The organism is Flavobacterium glucosi (assembly GCF_048286535.1).
Taxonomy (GTDB): Bacteria; Bacteroidota; Bacteroidia; order Flavobacteriales; family Flavobacteriaceae; genus Flavobacterium.
In genome coordinates this window covers 174,515-199,214 of sequence record NZ_JBLVPK010000001.1, presented here as the reverse complement: position 1 = coordinate 199,214, position 24,700 = coordinate 174,515, and the positions used below count along the sequence as shown (strand labels likewise).

17 protein-coding genes are annotated in these 24,700 nt (G+C 34.7%); 6 read left to right on the top strand and 11 right to left on the bottom strand.

What is annotated here, in order from left to right; all coding sequences use genetic code 11:
- Window positions 1–572 precede the first annotated feature (572 nt).
- Complete coding sequence (locus ACNQGD_RS01050; RefSeq protein ID WP_417998007.1) at window positions 573–2,579, bottom strand: glycosyl hydrolase family 95 catalytic domain-containing protein; 2,007 nt, start codon at window positions 2,577–2,579, stop codon at window positions 573–575.
- Between the two features lie 196 nt (window positions 2,580–2,775).
- Here ACNQGD_RS01050 and ACNQGD_RS01045 point away from each other — a divergent pair, with 196 nt between their 5' ends.
- The 6 genes from ACNQGD_RS01045 to ACNQGD_RS01020 all read left to right on the top strand — a co-directional run bounded on the left by ACNQGD_RS01045 (window position 2,776) and on the right by ACNQGD_RS01020 (window position 10,879).
- Window positions 2,776–4,365, top strand: a complete 1,590-nt coding sequence (locus ACNQGD_RS01045; protein WP_417998006.1) for a glycoside hydrolase family 32 protein — start codon at window positions 2,776–2,778, stop codon at window positions 4,363–4,365.
- Between the two features lie 49 nt (window positions 4,366–4,414).
- Complete coding sequence (locus ACNQGD_RS01040) at window positions 4,415–5,746, top strand: sugar porter family MFS transporter (RefSeq protein ID WP_417995915.1); 1,332 nt, start codon at window positions 4,415–4,417, stop codon at window positions 5,744–5,746.
- Window positions 5,739–6,641 carry a carbohydrate kinase family protein gene (locus tag ACNQGD_RS01035; RefSeq protein ID WP_417998005.1) on the top strand — a complete coding sequence of 301 codons (903 nt, stop codon included), beginning with the start codon at window positions 5,739–5,741 and terminating at the stop codon, window positions 6,639–6,641. Before ACNQGD_RS01040 ends, ACNQGD_RS01035 begins: the two co-directional genes overlap by 8 nt.
- Window positions 6,642–6,715: 74 nt before the next feature.
- The gene (locus ACNQGD_RS01030; RefSeq protein WP_417998004.1) at window positions 6,716–8,461 is read left to right on the top strand and encodes a glycoside hydrolase family 13 protein; all 1,746 of its coding nucleotides are present in this window, start codon (window positions 6,716–6,718) and stop codon (window positions 8,459–8,461) included.
- Between the two features lie 126 nt (window positions 8,462–8,587).
- The gene (locus ACNQGD_RS01025; protein ID WP_417993358.1) at window positions 8,588–9,607 is read left to right on the top strand and encodes a LacI family DNA-binding transcriptional regulator; all 1,020 of its coding nucleotides are present in this window, start codon (window positions 8,588–8,590) and stop codon (window positions 9,605–9,607) included.
- A 231-nt stretch (window positions 9,608–9,838) separates the two neighbouring features.
- Window positions 9,839–10,879: a LacI family DNA-binding transcriptional regulator gene (locus ACNQGD_RS01020; protein WP_417995912.1), complete on the top strand. Its 1,041-nt coding sequence runs from the start codon at window positions 9,839–9,841 to the stop codon at window positions 10,877–10,879.
- A 7-nt stretch (window positions 10,880–10,886) separates the two neighbouring features.
- On the opposite strand, the gene queG is transcribed toward ACNQGD_RS01020, so the two are convergent.
- From queG to ACNQGD_RS00970, 10 genes are all read right to left on the bottom strand, one after another.
- Window positions 10,887–11,807, bottom strand: a complete 921-nt coding sequence (gene queG, locus ACNQGD_RS01015; protein WP_417998264.1) for a tRNA epoxyqueuosine(34) reductase QueG — start codon at window positions 11,805–11,807, stop codon at window positions 10,887–10,889.
- Between the two features lie 110 nt (window positions 11,808–11,917).
- Entirely contained in the window at window positions 11,918–12,940 is a 1,023-nt protein-coding gene (ruvB, locus tag ACNQGD_RS01010; protein ID WP_099714294.1) for a Holliday junction branch migration DNA helicase RuvB, read from the bottom strand.
- 156 nt (window positions 12,941–13,096) lie between these two features.
- A complete protein-coding gene (locus ACNQGD_RS01005; RefSeq protein WP_417993356.1) occupies window positions 13,097–14,893 on the bottom strand; it encodes a cytochrome c oxidase subunit I in 1,797 nt (598 codons plus the stop codon).
- A 29-nt stretch (window positions 14,894–14,922) separates the two neighbouring features.
- On the bottom strand, window positions 14,923–16,077 hold the full coding sequence (locus ACNQGD_RS01000) for a cytochrome c oxidase subunit II (RefSeq protein WP_417998003.1): 1,155 nt from the start codon (window positions 16,075–16,077) through the stop codon (window positions 14,923–14,925).
- A gap of 19 nt (window positions 16,078–16,096) precedes the next feature.
- The gene (locus ACNQGD_RS00995; RefSeq protein ID WP_417998002.1) at window positions 16,097–17,572 is read right to left on the bottom strand and encodes a quinol:cytochrome C oxidoreductase; all 1,476 of its coding nucleotides are present in this window, start codon (window positions 17,570–17,572) and stop codon (window positions 16,097–16,099) included.
- A 27-nt stretch (window positions 17,573–17,599) separates the two neighbouring features.
- Window positions 17,600–18,145, bottom strand: coding sequence for a c-type cytochrome (locus ACNQGD_RS00990; protein ID WP_417995909.1), 546 nt, complete (start codon window positions 18,143–18,145; stop codon window positions 17,600–17,602).
- Window positions 18,146–18,153: 8 nt separating this feature from the next.
- Window positions 18,154–18,678, bottom strand: a complete 525-nt coding sequence (locus ACNQGD_RS00985) for a DUF3341 domain-containing protein (protein WP_099714289.1) — start codon at window positions 18,676–18,678, stop codon at window positions 18,154–18,156.
- Window positions 18,671–20,074 carry an NrfD/PsrC family molybdoenzyme membrane anchor subunit gene (gene nrfD / locus ACNQGD_RS00980; RefSeq protein WP_131990286.1) on the bottom strand — a complete coding sequence of 468 codons (1,404 nt, stop codon included), beginning with the start codon at window positions 20,072–20,074 and terminating at the stop codon, window positions 18,671–18,673. The genes ACNQGD_RS00985 and nrfD overlap by 8 nt, the downstream gene beginning before the upstream one ends.
- A 38-nt stretch (window positions 20,075–20,112) precedes the next feature.
- The gene (locus ACNQGD_RS00975) at window positions 20,113–23,169 is read right to left on the bottom strand and encodes a TAT-variant-translocated molybdopterin oxidoreductase (RefSeq protein WP_417998001.1); all 3,057 of its coding nucleotides are present in this window, start codon (window positions 23,167–23,169) and stop codon (window positions 20,113–20,115) included.
- Window positions 23,170–23,198: 29 nt separating this feature from the next.
- Entirely contained in the window at window positions 23,199–24,533 is a 1,335-nt protein-coding gene (locus tag ACNQGD_RS00970) for a c-type cytochrome (protein WP_417995906.1), read from the bottom strand.
- Window positions 24,534–24,700 lie beyond the last annotated feature (167 nt).

Sequence of the window (24,700 nt, the reverse complement as noted above, 5' to 3'; positions counted from 1 at the left end):
TTTTTATCAAAAATAATGATTATTAAGAAAGAACATTGCGAATTATTTAAAGTAAAATCATTTTTTGCTGTAAATTAATAATTTTAACTTGACAAAACAAACATACCTCTAAACATTTGGCCAAAAAAACTACATCTGCTTAATTTACCATTTCGTAACGCTAAAAAAACTGTCATGCATCAAAAAACACATTAACTTTAAGATCTAGATACACTAACATTATGTTTTAAACAGAAAAATCCTTAATATTTTAAATGTAAAAATAATCTTAAATAAAAAAATTGAACCACATAGAAACATAAAAAAAGAGTCAAATAGTACAATTCTTGGATTCACACAGCATGATTTTCTTTAAAAAAGTGAGACGACTTCCAACATTTTAGTTCTTTATTTCTATATGTTAAAAACGCAATTACACCCAACGGGTTTATTTAACAAACTCATCCAGTGTTTGAGAATCTTCTTTGATGACAATCCAAAAAAATAGAAATAAAAAAGCCACAAATACAACAATTAAATCCATTATAAACAGATTGAATTATGCATTCGTGGCAAAAAAATCTTTAACTTAATTATTTAATAACAATTGTTTTATTGTCAACTCCAATTCCAATAATCTTTAACGATTTCCATTGTTTGGGTAACAATCCTTTATTGTATTTCAACCCCATATCCGTTTGCTCCACTCCGCCAAAACCATAAATAACCGCCTGAAGCATCGCTCCCGCGCCTGTTGCAAAATACGGATTGTTACTATTGGCTGATTCTGAAAACACACCAAAAGGCGGACGACTATTTGGCAAATAGGACTTCACAAAATAACTATAGGCTTTTTCTCTATCCCCTAATCGTGCATACAAAACAGATAAAACTCCAGAGGCCATCGCAGGACCATCTTTTTTATCTATTTTCTCGGAGTAGTATTCCAAATCTTTTTCAATTTGAACTTTGTCTGTGATTATATGTAAAGGATACGCTAACAAATTCACATCCGCTTGTTTTATCATTTGGCCCTGATACCCTTTATAATTTTGAGTAATCCCATTCACTCTGTGAATAACTAATTTCTCCGATACTGCTGCCCATTTTGGATTGATCGGTTCGTTCAAAATTGTTGCCGCTTTGATCGTATTTTTCAAAGACTCAATAGCTGATGCATTTGTAAAAGCATTATCATCTACGTGTTGCGCATATTCATCGGCACCAACAACATTCAGAATGGAGTAACTTCCATCTTGGTTTTTAACTACACGACTTACCCAAAAATCTGCTGTTTCTTTCAGAACCGCCCATTCTTTTCTCAACCAGGATTTATCTTGTGTATAACTGTAGTAATTCCAAAATGCAATCGAAATATCTGCTGTGATGTGTTGCTCAAAAATTCCGGTCAAAGCCCAAGTCGGTGTAGCCTCTTCCCCTGTATCATCAGATTCCCAAGGATACATCGCTCCTTTATACCCATAAATAAAAGCTTTTTGTTTTGCTTTTTGCAAACGGTCTGAACGATAATCTAAACACGATTTCGCCATATCTGGCTGTAACGCCAAAAGTGTTGGATACATCCAAAGCTCCGTGTCCCAAAAAATGTGTCCGTTATATCCTTGTGAGGATAATCCCATTGGTGCAATACTTTGTCTGGTTTCCGGACGGATATACGAATACAAATTGAACAAGGCAAAACGTACGCGTTGTTGCGCATCAAGATCTCCTTCAATTTGAATATCACCGGTATTCCATAATTCGGCCCAAGCTTGTTTATGACGATTCAATAATTTATCAATTCCTTCCTGTAAAGCATATATGGGCTGTCTTTCGGATTCGTTCAAAGGATCAGTAACATCTTTTGAAGTGCAAATTCCTCCTGCAACAGCAAAACGGTATTTTTTACCCTTCATTAATTTTTTAGTAAAACCAACTTCATTTCCGGTTTGCTTCAAAGTTTCTCCTTGCCCGTCAAAAAGAAATGTTGTTGAAGCAGCAACCGTATATTTCCCAGTTAACGTTTTAGCGACTGTCCCAAAAACCGGCATTAAATACTGATTGTCTTTCAAAACCCGAAACTGACTTTTCGCTTCTTTCAATTCATCAGGAACTACCATATAATTAGCAGCGGTAATTTCGATATCCTTTATAGGAGTAATTTCGACAATCGCCATCGCTGAAAAAGGAACCGCTCTATTAGCCAAAATCGTATAATTGATATTTGCTAAATTTTTAAATGAAAATGAAGTGGTACTTGTTCCTTCTTTCATAGCAACTACTTGACTCCAGTTATCAATATTATCTGATTTGATTTCTTGATTGTTTATATTCAAATGCAGATTCAAAAACTCAATCCCTCTAACAATTCTACTAATTCCATTTTCAGGACTACCATCATAAACTCCGTTCAGAATAATTTCTTTCGTTTTTAAAGGCGTGTCATCTGTAACAATTCCTATTTGTCCATTTGCCATGGCTACACCAAAATAATTTTCTCTGGAATTTGCCCGTAAATGCCATTCGTCTGATTTAGTTTGTCCAAAAACAATTGAACTTGTTAAAAGCAGGAAAACTAGACTCTTAAATGTTGAAATCATATTTATATTTTTTAATAATATTTTCAAACTTATATAATTTATTTATTAAAAAATTGAATAGTTCCATATAGTACATGGAATACAAATCGAAAACGTTTTCGACATATCGAAAACGTTTTTAATGATACTATTTTGAATAATTAAAAAATAGAATTCTATTTTTATGAAGACAATATAATAATAAATTCTTTTTTTAATGAAGTTCGCAAATAACATTCTATCGATTTTCTTCTTATTTGGCAGCACATTATTCATGTTTTCTTGTAAAAAAGAAGAAACCAATACAGTCATTGCCATTAATTCTTCTGAAAAAATAAAAATTGATTCTACAGAGACATACAAAGAACCGTTTAGACCACAATTTCATTTTTCTCCAGAAAAAAAATGGATGAATGACCCTAACGGTATGGTTTTCTATAAAGGAATTTATCATTTGTTTTACCAATATTACCCTGATGATATTGTTTGGGGACCGATGCATTGGGGACATGCCACAAGCACCGATTTAATTCATTGGACACACAAAAAAATTGCTTTATTTCCTGATAAATTAGGAATGATATTTTCAGGAAGTGCGGTTGTAGATCAAAATAATACTTCCGGTTTAGGAACTACAGAAAATCCGCCGATGGTTGCGATTTTTACGTATCACGATATGGCAGGCGAAAAAGCGGGCAGATCAGATTATCAAACTCAAGGATTGGCTTACAGCTTAGATGCAGGGGAGACTTGGTTGAAATATGAAAAAAATCCTATTGTTAAAAATTCCGGTTTAAAAGATTTCAGAGATCCTAAAGTTTTTTGGAACAGTGAAACTAATCTTTGGAATATGGTATTAGTAGCCGGAGATCATGCTCAATTTTACACCTCTGAAAATTTAATTAATTGGAAATTCGAAAGTGAATTTGGCAAAAAAATAGGTGCTCATGGCGGTGTTTGGGAATGCCCTGATATTTTCAAATTAAAAGTTGCCGGTTCCAAAGAAGAAAAATGGGTTTTACTGATCAGTATCAATCCTGGCGCACCAAATGGCGGTTCCGGAACACAGTATTTCGTAGGTGATTTTGATGGAAAAAGTTTTAAAACTACCCAAAAAGACATTAAATGGATTGACAACGGCACCGATAATTATGCAGGAGTTACATATAACAATACACCTGACAACAAGAGACTATTTTTAGGCTGGATGAGCAATTGGCTGTATGCCAGAAATACACCCACAAAAAACTGGAGAAGCGCCATGACATTGCCTCGAGAACTTTCTCTTGTAAAAATAAACAATAGTTATGTTCTAAAAAATAGTCCTGTTGAACCATTCAAAAAACAATTGGTTTCAGAATTCTCAAAGGATTTGTTGCGTATTAAACCACAGCAAAAAATCAATTTTACTTATGATAATTTCAACCAATCTGAAATAAAGTTTAAAGCCGCTTCAAAAAATTTAAAACTGATTTTTTCTAACGAAGTAAATGATTCATTGGTTGTAAATTATGATGCTGCACAAAAAACCTTTTCGATAGACAGACGCCATTCCGGAATAGTAAATTTCGAACAAAACTTTGGAAAAGAAATCCATAAAACTGCAACACCAAATGTCATTTCGGAAACTATTGATTACCAAATTATTTTAGATTGGTCCTCTATAGAAATTTTCCTAAATGAAGGAGTATATAGCTTTACGGAACAAATTTTCCCGAACAAGCCCTATACAAAACTAAGCATCCAATCTAATGAGAAACAAGAAATAAAAAACCTTACTGTCCATAGAATTAAAGGAATCTGGTAACAATACATACATTTATAAAACCAAAACTAATAACCATAAATTATAAAAAATGAATAACGTTCGAAACTGGTCCCTTACTGTAGCTGTTGCGGGATTTTTATTTGGCTTTGATACCGTTGTAATATCTGGTGCCAATTTACCCATCAAAGAATTATGGCACACCACTCCATTATTTCATGGAATTTTTATCATGTCAATGGCTTTATGGGGAACCGTATTGGGTTCTTTGTTAGGAGGGATTCCATGTGACAAATTGGGTCGAAAGAAAACATTGTTCTGGATTGGAATCCTATTTTTAGTATCGGCTTTAGGTTCAGCATTTGCACAAGATCCTTATACGTTTTCATTTTTCCGTTTCATTGGCGGTATTGGTGTTGGAGCTTCATCCGTGGCAGCTCCTATTTACATTTCAGAAATTTCCACTCCACAAAACAGAGGGAAGTTAGGAACATTATTTCAGTTTAATATTGTATTCGGGATCTTGATTGCCTTCTTTTCCAATTATTTATTCGAAGGTGTTGGTGGAGAAAATGACTGGCGTTGGATGATTGGTATTGTTGCGCTTCCTGCATTTATTTACAGTCTAATCGTTTTACAAATTCCGGATAGTCCGCGCTGGTTAATATTGAAAAAAAGAGATGACGCAGCCGGGATGAAAGTCCTTGAAATGATTTACAGTAAACAAGAGGCTTTAGAAAATTTTCATGAAATCAAAAAAGATTTAATGGAGACTTCTGTAAAGGAATCTATCTTTTCAAAAAAATACAAACTCCCTATCATTTTAGCTTTTTTACTGGCTTTTTTCAACCAACTATCAGGAATTAATTTTATTCTATACTATGCCCCGGAAATATTGGAAATGGCAGGATTAGGTTCAAAAGAATCCTTGCTGAACTCTATCCTAATTGGAGTAACAAATTTAATTTTTACCATTGCCGGAATGCGATTAATAGATGTTTTAGGACGAAAACAGCTCATGATCATAGGCTCATTAGGTTACATTATAAGTTTAGGCATGGTTGCTCTTGCCTTTTACAATAATCTGGGTCCTATCCTTTTGATGACATCAATCATGTTGTTTATAGCTTCTCATGCTATTGGACAGGGTGCCGTAATTTGGGTATTCATTTCAGAAATATTTCCAAATAATGTTAGAGCTAACGGACAATCTTTTGGGACAGGAATTCACTGGATTTTTGCTGCATTAATTACTTTGGCCGGACCGGTTGTCATTGACTTGTTCAAAGTAAATCCTTGGCCAATCTTTGCATTTTTTGCCTTTATGATGGTGCTACAATTGGTTTTTGTATTGTTTATGATGCCAGAAACCAAAGGTTTATCGTTAGAAGAATTGGAACACAAAATGGTTAACAATGAATAATTTAAAAGAAAAACTCAGCATCGTTTGTTTTGGAGAAGTATTATTTGATGTTTTTCCAACACATAGAAAAATTGGTGGCGCACCATTGAATGTAGCACTAAGACTAGCATCACTCGGGGTAAATACTCATATAATCAGTCGAGCTGGCACCGATGCAATAGGTCGTGAATTGATAGATTATGTTCGAATGAATGGTGTAAATACTACTTCGATTCAAGTTGACAAAATTTTTAATACTGGAGAAGTAATAGTACAATTAAACGAAAAAGGTTCTGCTTCATACACCATAAATTACCCGGTTGCCTGGGATAAAATTGTTTGTATTCCGGAAGACGAAATCAGGGTCAAAAAAGCGGATGCACTTGTTTTTGGGAGTCTTGTATGCCGAGATTCTGTTTCGCAAGGCTCACTTTTAGAAATAATAAACTATGCCAAATACGCAGTTTTCGATGTTAATTTACGTACTCCTTTTTATACCAAGGAAATACTGATTAATTTAATGATGCAGTCTGATTTTATAAAATTCAATGATGACGAGTTGTATGAAATTAGTGCTTTCATGAATTCTCCCTACCATTCATTAGAACAAAACATACTTTTTATTGCTGAACAAACTAACACAAAACACATTTGTGTAACCAAAGGAAGTCATGGCGCAGTTTTGTATTATAATGGAAAAATGTACTACAATAGTGGCTATAAAATTGATGTTGTTGATACTGTGGGTTCCGGAGATTCCTTTTTAGCAGGATTGCTAAGTGAGTTGCTGATTGATAACAATCCTCAACAAGCAATTGATTTCGCTTGTGCCTTAGGAGCAATTGTAGCAAAGAACGAAGGCGCAAATCCAAAAATATCCAGTAAAGAAATCTATGCATTTATGAATCCAATATAAAACCAATAAATCATATAGTGCTGGCATAAAATACTCACAAAAAATACAGTAAAAAAATATTAATACAAACAACCATGAAACTTATTCTCTCTTTATGTTTATTTTCTGCTCTTACGTTATTCTCTATTGAAAGTATATCAGCTCAAAACAAATTTGTAAAAACAAGTCAAAAAAATGATGCCAAATGGTGGAAAGAAGCCGTTGTGTACCAAGTATATCCTCGAAGCTTCAAAGACAGTGACGGCGATGGAGTTGGGGATCTAAAAGGAATCATTTCAAAATTAGATTACATAAAAAGCCTAGGAATCGATGCGGTTTGGCTGAATCCGATTTATACTTCTCCAAATGATGATAACGGATATGACATTAGTAATTACAGAGAAATCATGACCGATTTTGGGACTATGCAGGACTTTGATCTTTTGCTAAAAGGAATGCATGAACGCGGAATCAAACTCATCATGGATCTAGTCGTAAATCACAGTAGCGATGAGCACGAATGGTTCAAACAATCCAGAAGTTCAAGAGACAATAAATACCGCGATTACTACCATTGGTGGCCGGCCGAAAAAGGCAAACCTCCTTACCGATGGAGTTTTTTTGATGTGAATAGCGATGCCTGGAAATATGACGCCCAAACTGATGCTTATTATTTGCATTATTTTTCTCAAAAGCAGCCCGATTTAAATTGGGAAAACCCAAAACTAAGACAAGAAATATATGAAATGATGCGTTTTTGGCTTGACAAAGGGATTGATGGTTTTAGAATGGATGCTTTTCAGTTTGCTTCAAAAGATACTACATGGCCCGAATTACCAAAAGGATATGAGAAAAACATCATAAAATACTACGGAGTTGGCCCACATTTACATGATTATTTACAGGAAATGAATCGGGAAGTTTTTAGCAAATATGATATTATGACCGTTGCCGAAGGTGCCGGAAGTACTCCCGAAGATGCAATGCTGTTTGTGGATCCAGACCGAAAAGAATTAGACATGGCCTATCATTTTGAAAGTGTCGACATTGGTAAGCACATCAATAATTTTGGTCTTGTTAAATACAAAGATATTTTTTCAAGGTATGACGAAACTTTTAAAGATAAAGGATGGCTGTCGATTTTTCTGGCCAATCACGACCAACCCAGAATGGTAAGTAAATTTGGAAATGATACTCCTAAATTCAGAGAAATCTCTTCAAAGATGCTCTCTACATTTATAATGACCATGCGTGGAACGCCTTATTACTATTCCGGTGACGAATTAGGAATGACTAACATTCGCTTTGATTCCATAGAAGATTATCACGATGTGGATACGCGCAATAAATACATTGGATTAAAAAATAAAGGGGGTGATTTGAAAGCGTTTTTGGAAGGACAAAAACAAACTTCAAGAGAAAACGGAAGAACACCTTTTCAATGGGATTCAACGAAAAATGCCGGATTTACAACTGGAAAACCTTGGTTGAAAGTAAATCCAAATTACAATTTAATAAATGCTGAAGCACAGGAAAAAGACCCAAATTCGGCCTTAAACTATTTTAGAACATTAGTACAATTACGCAAAAAAGAACCTGTTCTTGTCTATGGAAACTATACGTTGTTGGACAGAGAAAACCCGAATATATTTGCATACATTAGAGAGTTAGAAGGCAAAAAAATATTAATTTTATTGAATTTTTCAGATAAAAAATCTTCCTTCAACATTGGGATTCCCATCACTAAATCTAAAATTATTTTAGACAATTATACGAATACCAAAAATCTAAAAAAGAATATTTTACGTCCATACGAAGCGGTAATAATTGAACTCAAATAAAAATTAAATACTTCAAAAAAGGAGATCCTAAACAAACTGTTTTTTGAAAATTGATTTACAATAAATAAATTGTAAATTCGTTTTCAGGAAGCAGTTTTTTTGGCTTTGACAAATAGAGTATAAACTATGAACAACCCCACTCTCAAAGAAATTGCCGCTCAATTGGGGATTTCTATAACAACAGTTTCAAAGTCATTAAAAGGATACTCAGACGTAAGTGAAAAAACAAAAAAAGCGGTAATTGAACTTGCTCAAAAACTGAATTATACTCCAAACAGTTTTGCAGTCAACCTTAGAACAAAAGAATCTAAAACTATCGGACTGATAATCCCTACGCTTGTTCACGATTTTTTTTCAAATGTGATTAGAGGAATTCTTGAAGAGGCTGAGAAGAGGGATTACTTGGTTATTATTTTACAATCCAATGAAAAATTAGTGTTTGAAAAAAAACAAATTGATCTGTTATTAAATAAAAGAGTAGATGGTATTTTAATGTCCTTGTCTAATGAAACTGGGGATTTTGAACATTTAAAATCGATTATTGCACACAATACTCCGCTGGTACTTTTTGATAAAATTGCCAAGCTTGTAAATTGCTCAAAAGTAACTATTAATGATAAAAAAGCAGCTTACGATGCTGTTAGCTATCTTATAAAAAGAGGATACAAAAAAATAGCTCATTTCAGAGGGTCTTATTTACCTCAAAATGCTATTGATCGGTTTTTAGGATACAAAAAAGCACTTGAAGACAACGGTATTCCTTATAATTCCTCTCTTGTTTTTGTATGTGATAATAACACTGATTTTGATGATGGTTATGAAAATGCTAAAAAAGTAATTGATGAACATCCAGAAATCGATGCTATTTTTGCCGTTACCGATTTAGTGGCTATTGGAATTATTAAATACTTTAATGAAACAGGAATTTCCATTCCACAACAAATTGCCGTTTTAGGCTTCAGTAATTGGTTTATGTCAAGCGTTATATCACCAAAACTTTCAACAATGGACCAACCTGCTTTTGAAATTGGAAGAAGATCAGCATCGATTTTATTTGATGAAATAAATCTGAAAAAGAAGAACTTACCCGTAATTTTTCAGTCCATTGAATTAGAAACCCGCTTAATTGAAAGAGAATCAACATAAAAAATTAAATCCTTAAAGGAACCACAAACCCTTGTTTATTAAATTTAACGAATCAATATTAATTTGTTTATTTTGATAAAAAACCTAAAAACAAGATAAAAATTAATATCTTGGTAAAGAATATTTTAAGTTGGAGTCGTTTTTTATAGACATAAACTAAACACATGAAGACTTGAAAGGAAGTCATTTCTAAAATATTTTCCTAAAATTAAATACGTAGAAATTCGATTCATGAAAGATATTACTCTTAAAGAAATTGCAACAAAACTGGGAATTTCAATAACTACTGTTTCAAAAGCACTGAAAAACTATCCGGATGTTAGTGAAAAAACTAAGAAAGCGGTAATTGAACTTGCTCAAAAACTACATTATACCCCTAATAGTTTTGCCGTAAATTTAAGAACAAAAGAGTCAAAAACCATTGGTTTAATTATCCCTGAAGTAGTACATCACTTTTTTTCGAATGTGGTAAATGCCATTATTAACGAGGCTGAAAAAAATGGATATCTCGTTATCATTTTACAGTCTAATGAAACATTAGCTTTAGAAAAAAAACAAGTAGAACTCCTTATAAACAAGAGAGTAGACGGCATTATAATGTCGCTATCCAATGAATCCAACAACGACGATCACATTAAAGAAGTAATAAATAGAAAGATTCCTTTTGTGATGTTTGACAAGATTGCCAAGCTTTCTAAATGCTCAAAAGTAGTAATTGACGACCAAAAAGCAGCCTTTAATGCAGTCCAACACTTAATTGATAATGGCTGCAAGAAGATTGCACATATTCGAGGCCCATTGAATCCTCAAAACGCAATAGACCGATACATAGGTTACAAAAAAGCATTAGAAAAAAATAATATTCCTTTTGACACTAAATTAGTCTATACGTGTGAAAACGTAACTTTTGAAGAAGGCAGAGATTTTGCAAAGCAAATTATTAATGAGCATCCTGACACAGATGGTATTTTTGCAATTACAGATTTGGTTGCAGTAGGTACACTAGCCTATTTCAATGAAAATAAAATCAATGTACCAGAACAAGTAGCCGTAATTGGGTTTAGTAATTGGTTTATGTCGCAAGTGCTGACACCGAAATTAAGTACTGTGAATCAGCCAAGTCATCAAATGGGAATTGAATCTTTTAACTTATTGCTGGAAGAAATGAATTGTCATAAAGAAGGAATTCCTTTTACTCCAAGAACTATAGAATTAGAAACTAATGTTATCGTTAGAGAATCTTCTATAAAATTCAACCAAATTGAATTCTAAGATACTGTTATTCTATAAAATCAATATTTCTTTTTATTCCTTGAAACTTAGCTCTTTTAAGTGGTGAATTTTTAAATACTGCTTTAAATGTTTCTTCGGTAATTTCTATCCAATCCTTTTTTGACATGGAAAGTAATTCTGGATTTGGGTTAAATAGAGGTTCGCTATGTGCTTTTGAAAACTTATTCCAAGGACAAACATCCTGACACACATCACATCCAAAAGCCCAATCAGCAAACTTTCCTTTCATTTCTTGAGGAATATTCTCTTTTAATTCAATCGTGAAATAAGAGATGCATTTGCTGCCATCAACTACATAAGGCGCAACTATGGCCTCCGTAGGACAAGCGTCAATGCAAGCGGTACAAGTACCACAATGATCCGTTGTAGAATTGTCATAATCTAAATCTAAATCGATTATGAGTTCAGCAATAAAATAAAAAGAACCTACCTTTTGCGTCAGTAAATTACTGTTTTTGCCAATCCAACCTAAACCACTTTTGGAGGCCCAAGCTTTATCGAGTACTGGTGCCGAGTCTACAAATGCACGACCAGAAACTTCTCCTATTGTTGATTGAATGGAGAATAAAAATTCTTTGAGTTTTTCTTTAATTACAAAATGATAATCCTGCCCATACGCATATTTTGAAATTTTATAAGAATCTGAATTTTGAAGTTGCTCAGGATAATAATTGAGTAACAGCGAAACAACACTTTTGGCATCATCAACCAGTAACGTTGGATTTAGACGCTTGTCAAAATGGTTTTCCATATAGGACATTTGGCCGTTTTTATTGGTCTTTAACCAGTTTTCTAAACGTGGCGCCTCTTGTTCTAAAAAGCCAGCTTTGGATATTCCACAAGATAAAAAGCCGAGACGCTGCGCTTCAGATTTGATAAACTGTGTGTATGTAGCCTTGTGGTCTATGATTAAAAAAATAGAAGTTAATAAATGGAATTCCCTAGCCCTGATAGTAGCGGCATCCCACGCTTTTTCTGCACGGATATAGCGGATAGCAGGAAATAGCTCCTAAAAAATTAGAATAAACCTCCTTGAATGTTTGTATTTAATTTCCCTAAATGCTTGTAGGCTTTATCAGTCACTTCCCTACCGCGTGGGGTTCTCATGATAAATCCTTCTTGAATCAAAAACGGCTCATAGACTTCCTCAATTGTTTCGCTGCTTTCGGATACGGCTGTTGCCAAAGTTGTTAAACCAACCGGTCCACCTTTGAATTTATCGATAATGGTGGTTAAAATTTTATTATCCATTTCGTCCAGACCATGCGCGTCAACATTAAGCGCTTTTAAAGCGTAGCGGGCAATTTCTATGTCAATTGTACCGTTCCCTTTTATCTGGGCAAAATCACGTACACGACGTAACAATGCGTTAGCGATACGAGGTGTTCCGCGGCTTCTTCCAGCAATTTCTATGGCTGCTTCCATTGAGATTGGCATTTTAAATATGGTAGCACTTCTTTCCACGATTGTGGTGAGCAGCTCTGTGGTATAATACTGTAAACGGGACGATATTCCAAAACGTGCTCTCATAGGAGCGGTCAATAAACCGGAACGGGTTGTGGCTCCTATCAATGTGAAGGGGTTTAGATTGATTTGGACTGTTCTTGCATTTGGTCCAGATTCAATCATAATATCAATTTTAAAATCCTCCATAGCAGAATACAAATATTCTTCCACTATTGGACTTAAGCGATGAATTTCATCAATAAACAAAACGTCCCTTTCTTCAAGATTAGTCAATAAACCTGCTAAATCCCCGGGCTTGTCTAAAACTGGCCCAGAAGTAATTTTGATACCAACTTGAAGTTCATTAGCCAGAATATTCGCTAAAGTAGTTTTTCCTAAACCGGGAGGACCATGAAATAGCGTATGATCAAGTGCTTCATTTCGTTGGTTTGCAGCTTGCACAAAAACTTTTAGGTTTTCTAATATTTGGTCTTGTCCTGCAAAATCATCAAAAGAAAGCGGTCTTAATTTTTTTTCAAGATCAAGTTCCTCCGAATTGTAACTGTTTGATGTTGGGTCTAAATTTTCATTCATGTAACAAAGATAGCAAAGCAATTCTGAATTATAAATTTTAAATTTTAAATGCCATAAAAATTAAAAAAGGGATCTGAACAAATGTATCACAAGAGAAACAAAAAAATAAACGCCACAAAAAAAGCCTCTACTTTCGCAGAGGCTTTACTTTATATTTTAATGGTGTAAAACTTCTTCCCCTTCTTTCATTGGGACGTTTTGAGGTACAAAATCCACATCGTGTGCTGGATTACTGTAGTCATAAGGCCAACGATGTACGTGAGGAATTTCACCTGGCCAGTTACCGTGTATGTGTTCAACAGGTGCTGTCCATTCTAATGTATTCGATTTCCATGGATTCATCACCGATTTTTTACCGTAGAAAATACTACTAAAAAAGTTGTATAAAAAAACCAATTGAAAAACTCCTCCCACTAATGCAAATGTTGTAATTAAAACGTTTACATTTTGTAAATCATCGAATAATGGAAAGTTTGTGTTTGTATAGTAACGTCTTGGTAAACCAGCTAATCCTATAAAGTGCATTGGGAAGAAAACTCCATAAGCACAGATTGCAGTTACCCAAAAGTGTACATATCCAAGGTTCTTGTTTAACATTCTTCCGAACATTCTTGGGAACCAGTGGTAAATACCAGCAAACATACCGTAAAGAGCAGAAATACCCATTACTAAGTGAAAGTGAGCGACTACGAAGTAAGTATCATGTACATTAATATCAAGAGTACTGTCTCCAAGAATAATTCCTGTTAAACCCCCTGTAATAAAGGTAGAAACTAAGCCAATTGAAAACAACATCGCCGGATTCAATTGCAAGTTACCTTTCCAAAGTGTTGTGATGTAATTAAACGCTTTAACAGCTGAAGGAATAGCAATCAATAATGTAGTAAAGGTAAATACAGAACCTAGAAACGGGTTCATACCCGATATAAACATGTGGTGACCCCAAACAATTGTTGATAAGAAAGCAATTGCCAAAATTGACATAATCATCGCTCTGTAACCAAAAATTGGTTTACGAGAATTTGTTGCAATAACTTCCGAAGTAATACCCAAAGCAGGTAATAAAACGATATAAACTTCAGGGTGTCCTAAGAACCAAAATAAGTGTTCAAACAAAACTGGTGAACCACCTTGATAATGTAATACTTCTCCAGCAATATAAATATCTGACAAGAAGAATGACGTTCCGAAACTTCTATCAAAAATCAACAATAAGGCTGCAGACAAAAGAACAGGGAAAGAAACAATACCAATAATTGCTGTTACAAAGAAAGCCCAAATTGTAAGAGGCAATCTAGTCATAGTCATTCCTTTTGTTCTTAAATTAATTACTGTTACAACGTAATTCAAGGAACCCATCAAAGAAGATGCAATAAAAATAGCCATTGAAACTAACCATAATGTCATCCCTAAACCTGAACCAGGAATAGCTTGTGGCAATGCACTCAACGGTGGATAAATAGTCCATCCAGCAGATGCAGGTCCAGCTTCAACAAAAAGAGAACTAACCATGATTATACTAGACAGGAAGAACAACCAATATGATACCATATTCATGAAACCTGATGCCATATCGCGTGCACCAATCTGAAGCGGTATTAATAAGTTACTAAAAGTACCACTTAAAGCAGCCGTTAACACAAAGAAAACCATTATGGTTCCGTGTATGGTAACCAATGCCAAATAAATATCATTTGTCATTACTCCGTTTGGAGCAAATTTATCACCAAGTAAAATATTGAAAATTTTAAATGATTCTTCTGGCCATGCTAATTGCATTCTAAATAGCATAGACATTCCTACTCCAATAATTCCCATAATGATACCCGTAATTAGGTATTGTTTGGCAATCATTTTATGATCAATACTAAAAATATATTTAGTAATAAAAGTGTCTTTATGGTGATGTTCGTGTTCGTGATCTATTGCGTGATCGTGACCTTCTGCTGACATATATGTTTACTTTAAAATTTTCTTATTAATTATTTCATCGCTACGGCAACTGCTGCAGTATCTTTTGCTTTTGTAGAATCTGCACCAGGTGCTCCGTCTGTAGCAGCAGGTTCAGCCATAGCAGCTTTTACTTCACTTACAATTGTAGCTTTATCTGTCAACCATGCTTTATAGTCTTCCGGTGTATCTACAATTATTTTCATTTGCATGTTATAATGAGATGCTCCACAAATTTTATTACAAAGCAATAAATAATCAAACGTATAAGGATCTAGAGCAGTTTCGCCTTTAGCTACTAATGCTATACTTTTCTTAGATCTTAAAGCATTAATATTAGCTACTTTTTCTACCATAAATGGTAATTCTCTATATTCTACTGTGGTATAAATAGGTTCAAAAGCAAATTGTGTAACCATACCAGGAACACAGTTCATTTGTGCTCTAAAGTGAGGCATATACGCTGAGTGCAAAACATCTTGAGAACGCATTTTGAAAAGAATTTTTTTACCTTTAGGAATATGCAATTCCGTTACTACAATATCATCTTGTGCATATGGATCAGCTAAATCAACACCTACAGCATTTGCACCTTCAATGAATCTTACATTTGCCTTACCTAATACGTTATCATTACCTGAGTATCTAGCCTTCCAGTTGAACTGTTGTGCATACAATTCAATAACTATTGTATCCTCATCTTCATCAACAAACATAATATTGGTCCAAGCGAAAAGACCGTAAAGAATCAATCCTGCCAAAACAACAGCCGGAATAACACTCCAAATAGCTTCTAACTTATTATTATCTGCAAAATAAAGCGCTTTTTGATCTTTTTTCCCTCTGTATTTGAAAGCAAAATAATGCAACAATACTTGCGTTATAGCCTGAACTATAAAAATAAGAACCCATGTAATATTCATTAAATTATCTACTTCACCACCATGTGCAGAGGCTGGTGTATGAAGAACAAGAGGTCCCCATTTAAACAATCCGTAAATTGAAAAAATATAAATGAAAGCCAAAAATCCAAACATCAAATAACCTTGAACGTTATTGTCGTTATCTGTAGCTACTTCTGTTCTATCTGAATTGGATCCAACTTGTGTCAGGTCGAATATTTTAGTCAATTGCCATAAAGCAACAGCTAATAAAATTAAAACTATAATTACCAACAAACTTGTCATCTGTTTTTTTCTTTAAATATTAATAATGAAAATGTTTACTTTCCTCTATGAAAGGATTTCTTTTTGCTAACAAAGGAGCTTTAGTTAACGCTGTGAAAACAACGTAAATAAACAATCCTAAGAAGAAAAGAACGGATGCTATTTCTGGTATACCGATAAACCATCTATCTCCTACAGTTCCCGGCATAATCATATTAAAGAAATCAATATAATGACCTGCCAGTATTACAATTCCTGCCATAACCAGTACCCAAGTAATTCTCTTGAAATCTGTATTAATTAATATTAATAACGGGAATAAAAAATTCATCACTACGGCACCAAAAAATGGAAGATTATATAATTCAATTCTGGTGATAAAATACGTTACCTCTTCAGGGATATTAGCATACCAAATCAACATGTATTGCGAGAACCATAAATAAGTCCAAAAAATACTAAAACCAAACATGAATTTAGCTAAATCATGAATGTGACTCGTATTGACATGTTCCAGAACACCTTTTGATTTCAAATATAAAGTAACCAAAGCAATAGTTGTAATGGCGCTTACAAAGAAACTTGCAAAAACATACCATCCAAACAATGTACTAAACCAGTGAGGATCAATAGACATAATCCAATCCCAAGACATAATAGACTCTGACACGATGAAGAAAACTAAAAACATAGCTGATATGTTGAAGTTTTTCTTGTAAAACGAGTTATCATTTGCTTCATCTTGAGCCAAACAGTTTTTTCTTGAAAAATATTGATATACACTCCAACCTGTCAAAAATATAGCTGCTCTAATAATCCAAAAAGGAAAATTTAAATATCCAGTTTTATTAGCAATTAATTTATCATTTGCTACAACTTCAGGATCTAACCATATAAAAATATGATTGAAATGCAAACCACATAATATTAGAATCACAAAAAAGATAACAGAACCAACCGGTAAATACGATGTTATACCTTGCATAACTCTGAATAATACCGGAGACCATCCAGCTTGAGCTACTTGTTGAATTGCATAAAACACTAATACTCCAAGAGAAACAAGCATAAAGAAAATACAAGCAACGTATAAAGCAGACCAAGGTTTGTTTTGTAGTTGGTGTAAAACATGATTCAAATGCTCCGTATGTTCCGCTTCTTCACTAACATCATGACCTTCTTTTTTAACAGCTGCTTCAGCGTGAACTGCTTCAGCATGTTGTGCTTCAGCAACCTCAGTAGTGTCATCCGTTAAAGCCACTGCTTCATGAGATTCTTCTGTTTTTTTCTCTTCGGAAACTTCGCTGTGGGCAGCACCAGCTTCATGCGAAGATTCAGCAGCAGTTTTCGCTTCATGTTTAGCTTCACCATGACCACCATGACTTTCGGCCGCAAGAAGTTTTTCAACTTCTTGAATATCTTTAGGTGCAGTTAAAAAACCATATCCAATTCCTAAAAGACCTACAGCCATTAAGATGAAGGAAAAAGTTTTTAATTTACTTGAAAATGTATACATATCTATTACGATCAGTTTGTTCAACAATTATAATTCGCTTTTTAGTTTTAGAACATAGTCAGTAACTAACCAACGTTCATGGGCACTCAATTGGTTAGCATGTGAACCCATTGAATTTAAACCATAAGTTATAACATGAAAAATACTTCCTTCAGTGATAACTCTATCTTTATAACTAGGAACGCCCAGAAATTTTTCTCTTTCTACAAGCTTTCCTTTACCGTTTCCAGAAGCTCCATGGCAACTAATACAATAGATTTCAAAAAGGGCTGCGCCTTTTTCAGGATCTCTGCTTAGAGAATCTAAAGGAGATTTAAGATTTGCTTTTGCTAACTCATACCCTGCGGTAGAATTTTCATATTCAAAAGGCTCAAATCCTCTGTTAATGGTTCCTTCAGCTGGAAGTTGACCTTCTTTACCATTTTTAAATGCATTCGATTCAGAATAGGTTTCATACCCAACTGACTCATACATATTTGGAAAATACTGATAGTTTGGTGCCGCATTATTATGGCAAGATGAAACTAAAATAGTTATGCCAAATAAAAGTGTTATTTTATATACGCTTTTCATATCTATAATTAATGCTTTTCTATTACTTTAACTTCTACAGCTCCGGTGCTTTGGAAAAAAGAAACTAATTCTTCTTCATTATCATTTACAGCAACTTCCATTAAAAAATGGTCATCTGTAGTTCTTACATCTGGATTTTCTGCTTCTTTAAAAGGCCATAATTTACTTCTCATATAAAAAGTAATAACCATTAAGTGAGCTGCAAAAAACACCGTAAGTTCAAACATAATTGGAACGAAAGCGGGCATGTTTTCAATATAACTGAAACTTGGCTTTCCACCAATATCTTGCGGCCAATCTTGAATCATAATATAATTCATCATAGCTGTTGCTACCGAGATTCCAACGCAACCATAAAGAAAAGCACAAATAGCTAATCTTGTAGGTGCAATTCCCATAGCTTTATCCAAACCGTGAACCGGGAATGGAGTAAAAACTTCTTCAATATGATGATGAGCTGCTCTGGTTTTTTTTACCGCATCCATCAATATATCATCGTCATTATAAATGGCGTATATTACTTTATTACTCATGATGTGAATCTTTATTTGCTTCTCTTTCTCTTTTGTAATTATCTCCAGTTCCTTTCAAAATTGTTTTTACCTCTGCTTGCGCAATTACAGGAAATGTTCTTGAATATAATAAGAACAATACAAAGAAGAAACCGATTGTTCCGATGAAAATTCCAATATCAACAAATGTAGGTGAAAACATTGTCCAAGAAGATGGTAAATAATCTCTATGTAATGATGTTACGATAATTACAAATCTCTCAAACCACATTCCAATATTTACAACTATCGAAATTATAAACGAGAACATGATACTTGTTCTTAATTTTTTGAACCACATGAATTGTGGAGAAAAAACATTACATGTCATCATCGACCAATATGCCCACCAGTAAGGCCCGGTAGCTCTGTTTAAGAACGCATATTGTTCGTATTCTACACCAGAATACCATGCGACAAATAATTCAGTTATATAGGCAACCCCCACAATAGAACCAGTGATCATAATAACAATATTCATCAACTCAATATGTTGAACTGTTATGTAAGCCTCTAGGTTAGATACTTTTCTCATAATGATAAGCAACGTGTTAACCATTGCAAATCCAGAGAAAACTGCTCCAGCAACAAAGTATGGAGGAAAAATTGTGGTGTGCCATCCTGGAATAACAGAGGTAGCAAAATCCATTGATACAATAGTATGTACCGAAAGTACAAGTGGAGTCGCTAAACCTGCAAGCACCAAAGATACTTCTTCAAAACGCTGCCAGTCTTTTGCTCTACCGCTCCATCCAAAACTTAATATAGAATACACTCTTTTATTAAAAGGAGTAATAGCTCTATCGCGTAACATGGCAAAATCAGGCAATAAACCAGTCCACCAGAATACTAATGAAACAGAAAGATACGTTGAAATTGCAAATACATCCCAAAGCAACGGCGAGTTAAAGTTAACCCAAAGAGAACCAAATTGATTCGGAATTGGCAAAACCCAATACGCTAACCAAGGACGTCCCATGTGAATGATTGGAAATAAACCAGCTTGAATAACCGAGAAAATTGTCATTGCTTCTGCAGAACGGTTAATTGCCATTCTCCAACGCTGACGGAAAAGCAATAATACCGCCGAAATAAGTGTTCCAGCGTGACCAATACCAACCCACCAAACAAAGTTCGTGATATCCCAAGCCCATCCTACAGTTTTATTTAAACCCCATGTTCCAATACCTGTAGATACGGTGTAAATTATACAGCACAATCCCCAAAGGAAGGCTATTAATGCGATTGAAAATACAATCCACCAATGTTTGTTTGCTTTACCTTCAACAGGTGCAGCTACATCTACAGTTACATCATGATAAGATTTATCACCTATAACTAAGGGTTTTCTAATGGTTGCTTCGTAGTGAGACGACATAATCCTTTATATTGATTCTTAATTAATTATTTTTTGTACTAGGTATTTCTAACTTTAACGTGATAAATCACATTTGGTTTTGTTCCAACATGCTCCAATAAATGATACATTCTTTCGTCAGTAGCTAATTTAGTTATTTCAGCTTCTTTATCATTTACATCGCCAAATTTCATTGCTCCAGTAGAACAAGCATTTGAACATGCCGTTTGGAATTCTCCATCAACGATTGCTCTTCCTTCTCTTTTTGCTTTCAAAATTGTCGCTTGTGTCATTTGAATACACATGGAACATTTTTCCATAACTCCACGAGAACGAACATTCACATCAGGATTCAATACCATACGCCCTAAATCGTCATTCATATGATAATCGAATTCACTGTTTTTGTTGTACAAGAACCAGTTAAAACGACGCACTTTATACGGACAGTTGTTAGCGCAATAACGCGTTCCAACACATCTGTTATAAGCCATGTGGTTTTGACCTTGACGAGAGTGAGAAGTTGCAGCAACTGGACAAACCGTTTCACAAGGTGCATGATTACAATGTTGACACATTACAGGTTGAAAAGATACTTGTGGGTTATCACCCGCTTTTTCCATTTCATTAAATGTAGACAATGAACTAGATAAACCTGCGATATTTTCTTTTCTTTCGTTATCCCCTTCAAAAGTACTTTCAGAGGAATAATATCTATCAATACGCAACCAGTGCATATCACGACTTCTTCTAACTTCTGATTTTCCAACAACAGGAACGTTGTTTTCAGCATGACAAGCAATTACACAAGCACCACAACCGGTACATGCGTTCAAGTCAATCGAAAGATTAAAATGATGACCCGTAGAACGATCAAATGAATCCCATAAATCTACTTTAGTTGCTTCAACTTCTTTATGATCCAATGAAACCATTGGTTGTTCATTCCAAACGTGAGCATCTTTTGTATTGAAAATCTCTAAAGAAGTTTCTTTAATGATATCACCTCTTCCCATCAATGTTTTCTGACCTTGAACACAAGCAAACTCATGTTCGCCTCCAGCTTTCGCCAATGTTACTGACTGTACATTATCAAAACCTTTATATAAAGAGTAGGCATTTAAACCCACCATCATTTCTTCTTTCAAAGCCGCTTTACGACCGTAACCTAATGCTAAACCAATTGTACCAACAGCTTGACCTGGTTGAACGATTACCGGAACATTTTCTAATTTAACTCCATCAGCAGTAGTAATAGTAGCATAACTTCCGTTTAAACCACCATTTGCAACGATCTCATTAGAAAGCTCATATTTCTTAGCATCAGCATTCGAAACAGTAACATAATTATCCCAAGATACTCTTGTAATTGGATCCGGAAACTCTTGCAACCAAGGGTTATTGGCTTGTTGCCCATCTCCCATACCTGTTTTAGTATATAAAACAAGCTCTAATCCTTGAGAAGCTTTTGATTTTGCCAAAGCATTTGCAGCAGCACTATAATCAGCAGAACCAGCAGATACAGTTGCAATAACTCCAACATAAACACCATCATGCAATACTTTATTCCAAGAAGAACCAGTTATTATAGTTGACGCATTAGCTTTAATATAATCGTAGAAAGTACCCGTAAGTCCATTTAAGGACAACAAGACATCTTGAAATTGTTTTGTACTGAAAAGAGGGCGAATTGCCGGCTGAGTAATTCCGTAAGTTCCTTTTGTGATACTTACATCATTCCATGATTCTAAATAATGAGGAACAGCAGCTGCAATAGTACTTACTAAAGCAGTTTCATCTTCTTTTAAAGAAAACGCCACTGAAGTTTTTACTTTTTTAAGTCCTTCAACAAAAGAAGCACTATCTGCCAAAGTATATACTGGATTAACACCACTCATTATCAAAGTATGAACACTTCCCGCTTTCATATCATTGATTAACTGAGTAACTTTTGCATCAGATCCTTTTCTTATTTGTCTTACTCCAGAAGTACTGAAAGCTTCACTCGCCAACACTTGGTTGATAGCCAAAACTAACAATTGAGCATTTTTATCTTGAATACCTGATACTAAAACTCCTTTTGAACCAGCAGCTTTCAATTGTTGAGCCGCTTTTGTAACTTCTGCTTTAAATTTATCTTCTAAACTTACAGCAACAGCAGAACCCGTTACAATATTATATATATGAACTAATGCTTGTTTTTGATTAGCCGTAGACATAGGCAAACGTTTATCAGCAGCAGCACCAGACAAAGTCATGTTTGCTTCTAATTGGAAATGACGAGACATCTTTCCTGCTTTAGGAATTCTACCTTTAGCATACCCTGAATCAAATCCTCCACCTTGCCAATCTCCAAGGAAATCAGCTCCAACAGAAACTATAAGCGACGCTTTAGAAAAATCATAATCAACCAAAGCTCTTTCTGCGTAAACCGTTTCGAAAGCGTCTAATGCTTCAGATTCAGATACAGCATCATAAACAACATGTTTAGCATTTGGATTTTTACCTATAAACTCAGCAATCAACTTTTCAGTTGACGGACTAGCCAATGTGTTTGTTAAAAGCACCACTTGACCGCCTTTTGCAGTAGCATCAACTATACTTGATTTAATTTTAGAATCAACAGCAGACCAAGATGAATTTTTACCTTCAATTTTTGGCTCTTTCAAACGCATACTGTCATATAAAGACAGAATAGACGCATGAACTCTTGCATTAGCACTAAACTTAGCTCCGGCAATAGTATTATTATCTATTTTAATAGGACGCCCTTCACGAGTTTTTATCAAAAGATTAGCAAAATCAAATCCATCAAAAACAGAAGTTGCATAATAATCCGCCACTCCAGGAATGATTTGCTCCGGCTGTAGCACATAAGGGATCGACTTGTTCACAGGACCTTCACAAGCTGCAAGCGTTGCTGCTGCAGTACTGAAACCAACGTACTTTAAAAAATCACGGCGTGATGTTGACGAAGATGACAAAGAGTCACTATTTCCTAAAAATTCATCAGTAGGAATTTCTTCAACAAATTCGTTATTTCTAAGCGCCTCAACAATAGAACTATTTTTGTCTAGTTCTTCAACACTTTTCCAGTATTTTTTGTTTGATGACATATATAAATATTAAAATCTTAATAATTTGATTAATAGTGGCATTTACCACATTCTAAACCTCCCATTTGCGCTGCAGTCAATTTGTCCACACCGTATTTCTTAGAAAGTTCATCATGAATTTTAGTATAATATTCATTCCCTTCCATTTTAACATCTGTTTTTCTGTGGCAATCTATACACCAACCCATTGTCAATGGAGCAAATTGTTTTTGAATTTCATACTCCTGAACCGGGCCGTGACATGTTTGACATTCAATTCCAGCAACAGTTACGTGTTGTGAGTGATTGAAGTAAACAAAATCAGGTAAATTGTGAATACGAACCCATTTTACAGGTTGAGTTTTACCAGTATAACTTTGAGTTGTTTTATCCCAACCAACCGCAGTATACAATTTTTGGATTTGCTCATCGTAAAATGCTTTGCTATATTCTGGAGTAGCAGTAGTTTCAGCAACTTCAGCAATATTTTTATGACAGTTCATACAAACATTCAATGAAGGAATTCCAGCATTCTTACTAACTCTTGCTGCAGAGTGACAATACTTACAATTGATTTCATTGTCACCAGCATGTATTCTATGAGAATAATGGATTGGCTGTATTGGTTCGTAATTTTGATCTACACCAATTTGCATTAAAAAGCCATAAACAAAATAAGCACTTGCCAAAAGCAGAAACACTGCAGTAACTAATACCAAAAATTGATTTCTAACAAACGCCTTCCATATAGGAGTCGTTGGAGGTTTAGGAAGTATTTCAATACCGTTCGCTTTGGCAACTTTAGTCAAAACGTTATTCACCAAAAACAACATGACTACCAAAACAATCATAACAAGCGCCAGGGCACCTAATATAATATTATTTGAAATTCCACTATCAGCAGGAGCAGTTCCAGGAACCGCAGCACTTCCTGCAGCTGCCGCAGGAGCCTCCGCTTTTGGCTCTGAAGTATAGGCAATGATATTATCAATATCACCATCTGACAATTGAGGGAAAGCAGACATGACTGCCTTATTATTCTCCTCAAATACTTTAACCGCCTGAGCGTCTCCAGATTTAATTAATTCTGAACTGTTACGCACCCATTTATGAAGCCATGAAGCATCATATTTAGCAGCAATACCCCTAAGAGCAGGGCCTGTAGCTTTCGCATCAAGTTTGTGACATGCCGCACAGTTTGCATTAAAAAGCTCTTTACCCTTTACTGGGTCCGCACTTTGTGTAGTAGCGGAAGCATCCGGAGCAGCATCTGTAGCTGCAGGAGTAGCTTCTTGAGCAAATGAAGTAAAGGAAAAAGATAGCATTAAAGCCATGCTAAAAAATAATTTCCTTGAGATCGAATTATGGTTACCCACCTTTTTCATATAGTATAATGATTATCTACTAAAAATTGGCACAGTTTTTTCTAATTGAATTATGAAAACTGATCCTTTATTTTAAAACTTGCACAAAAATACGACTTAAGAACTATTCTCAAAACCTTAAAATAGTCTTAATTTCAATTTATATCAATTCTAAATAACATTTGCCG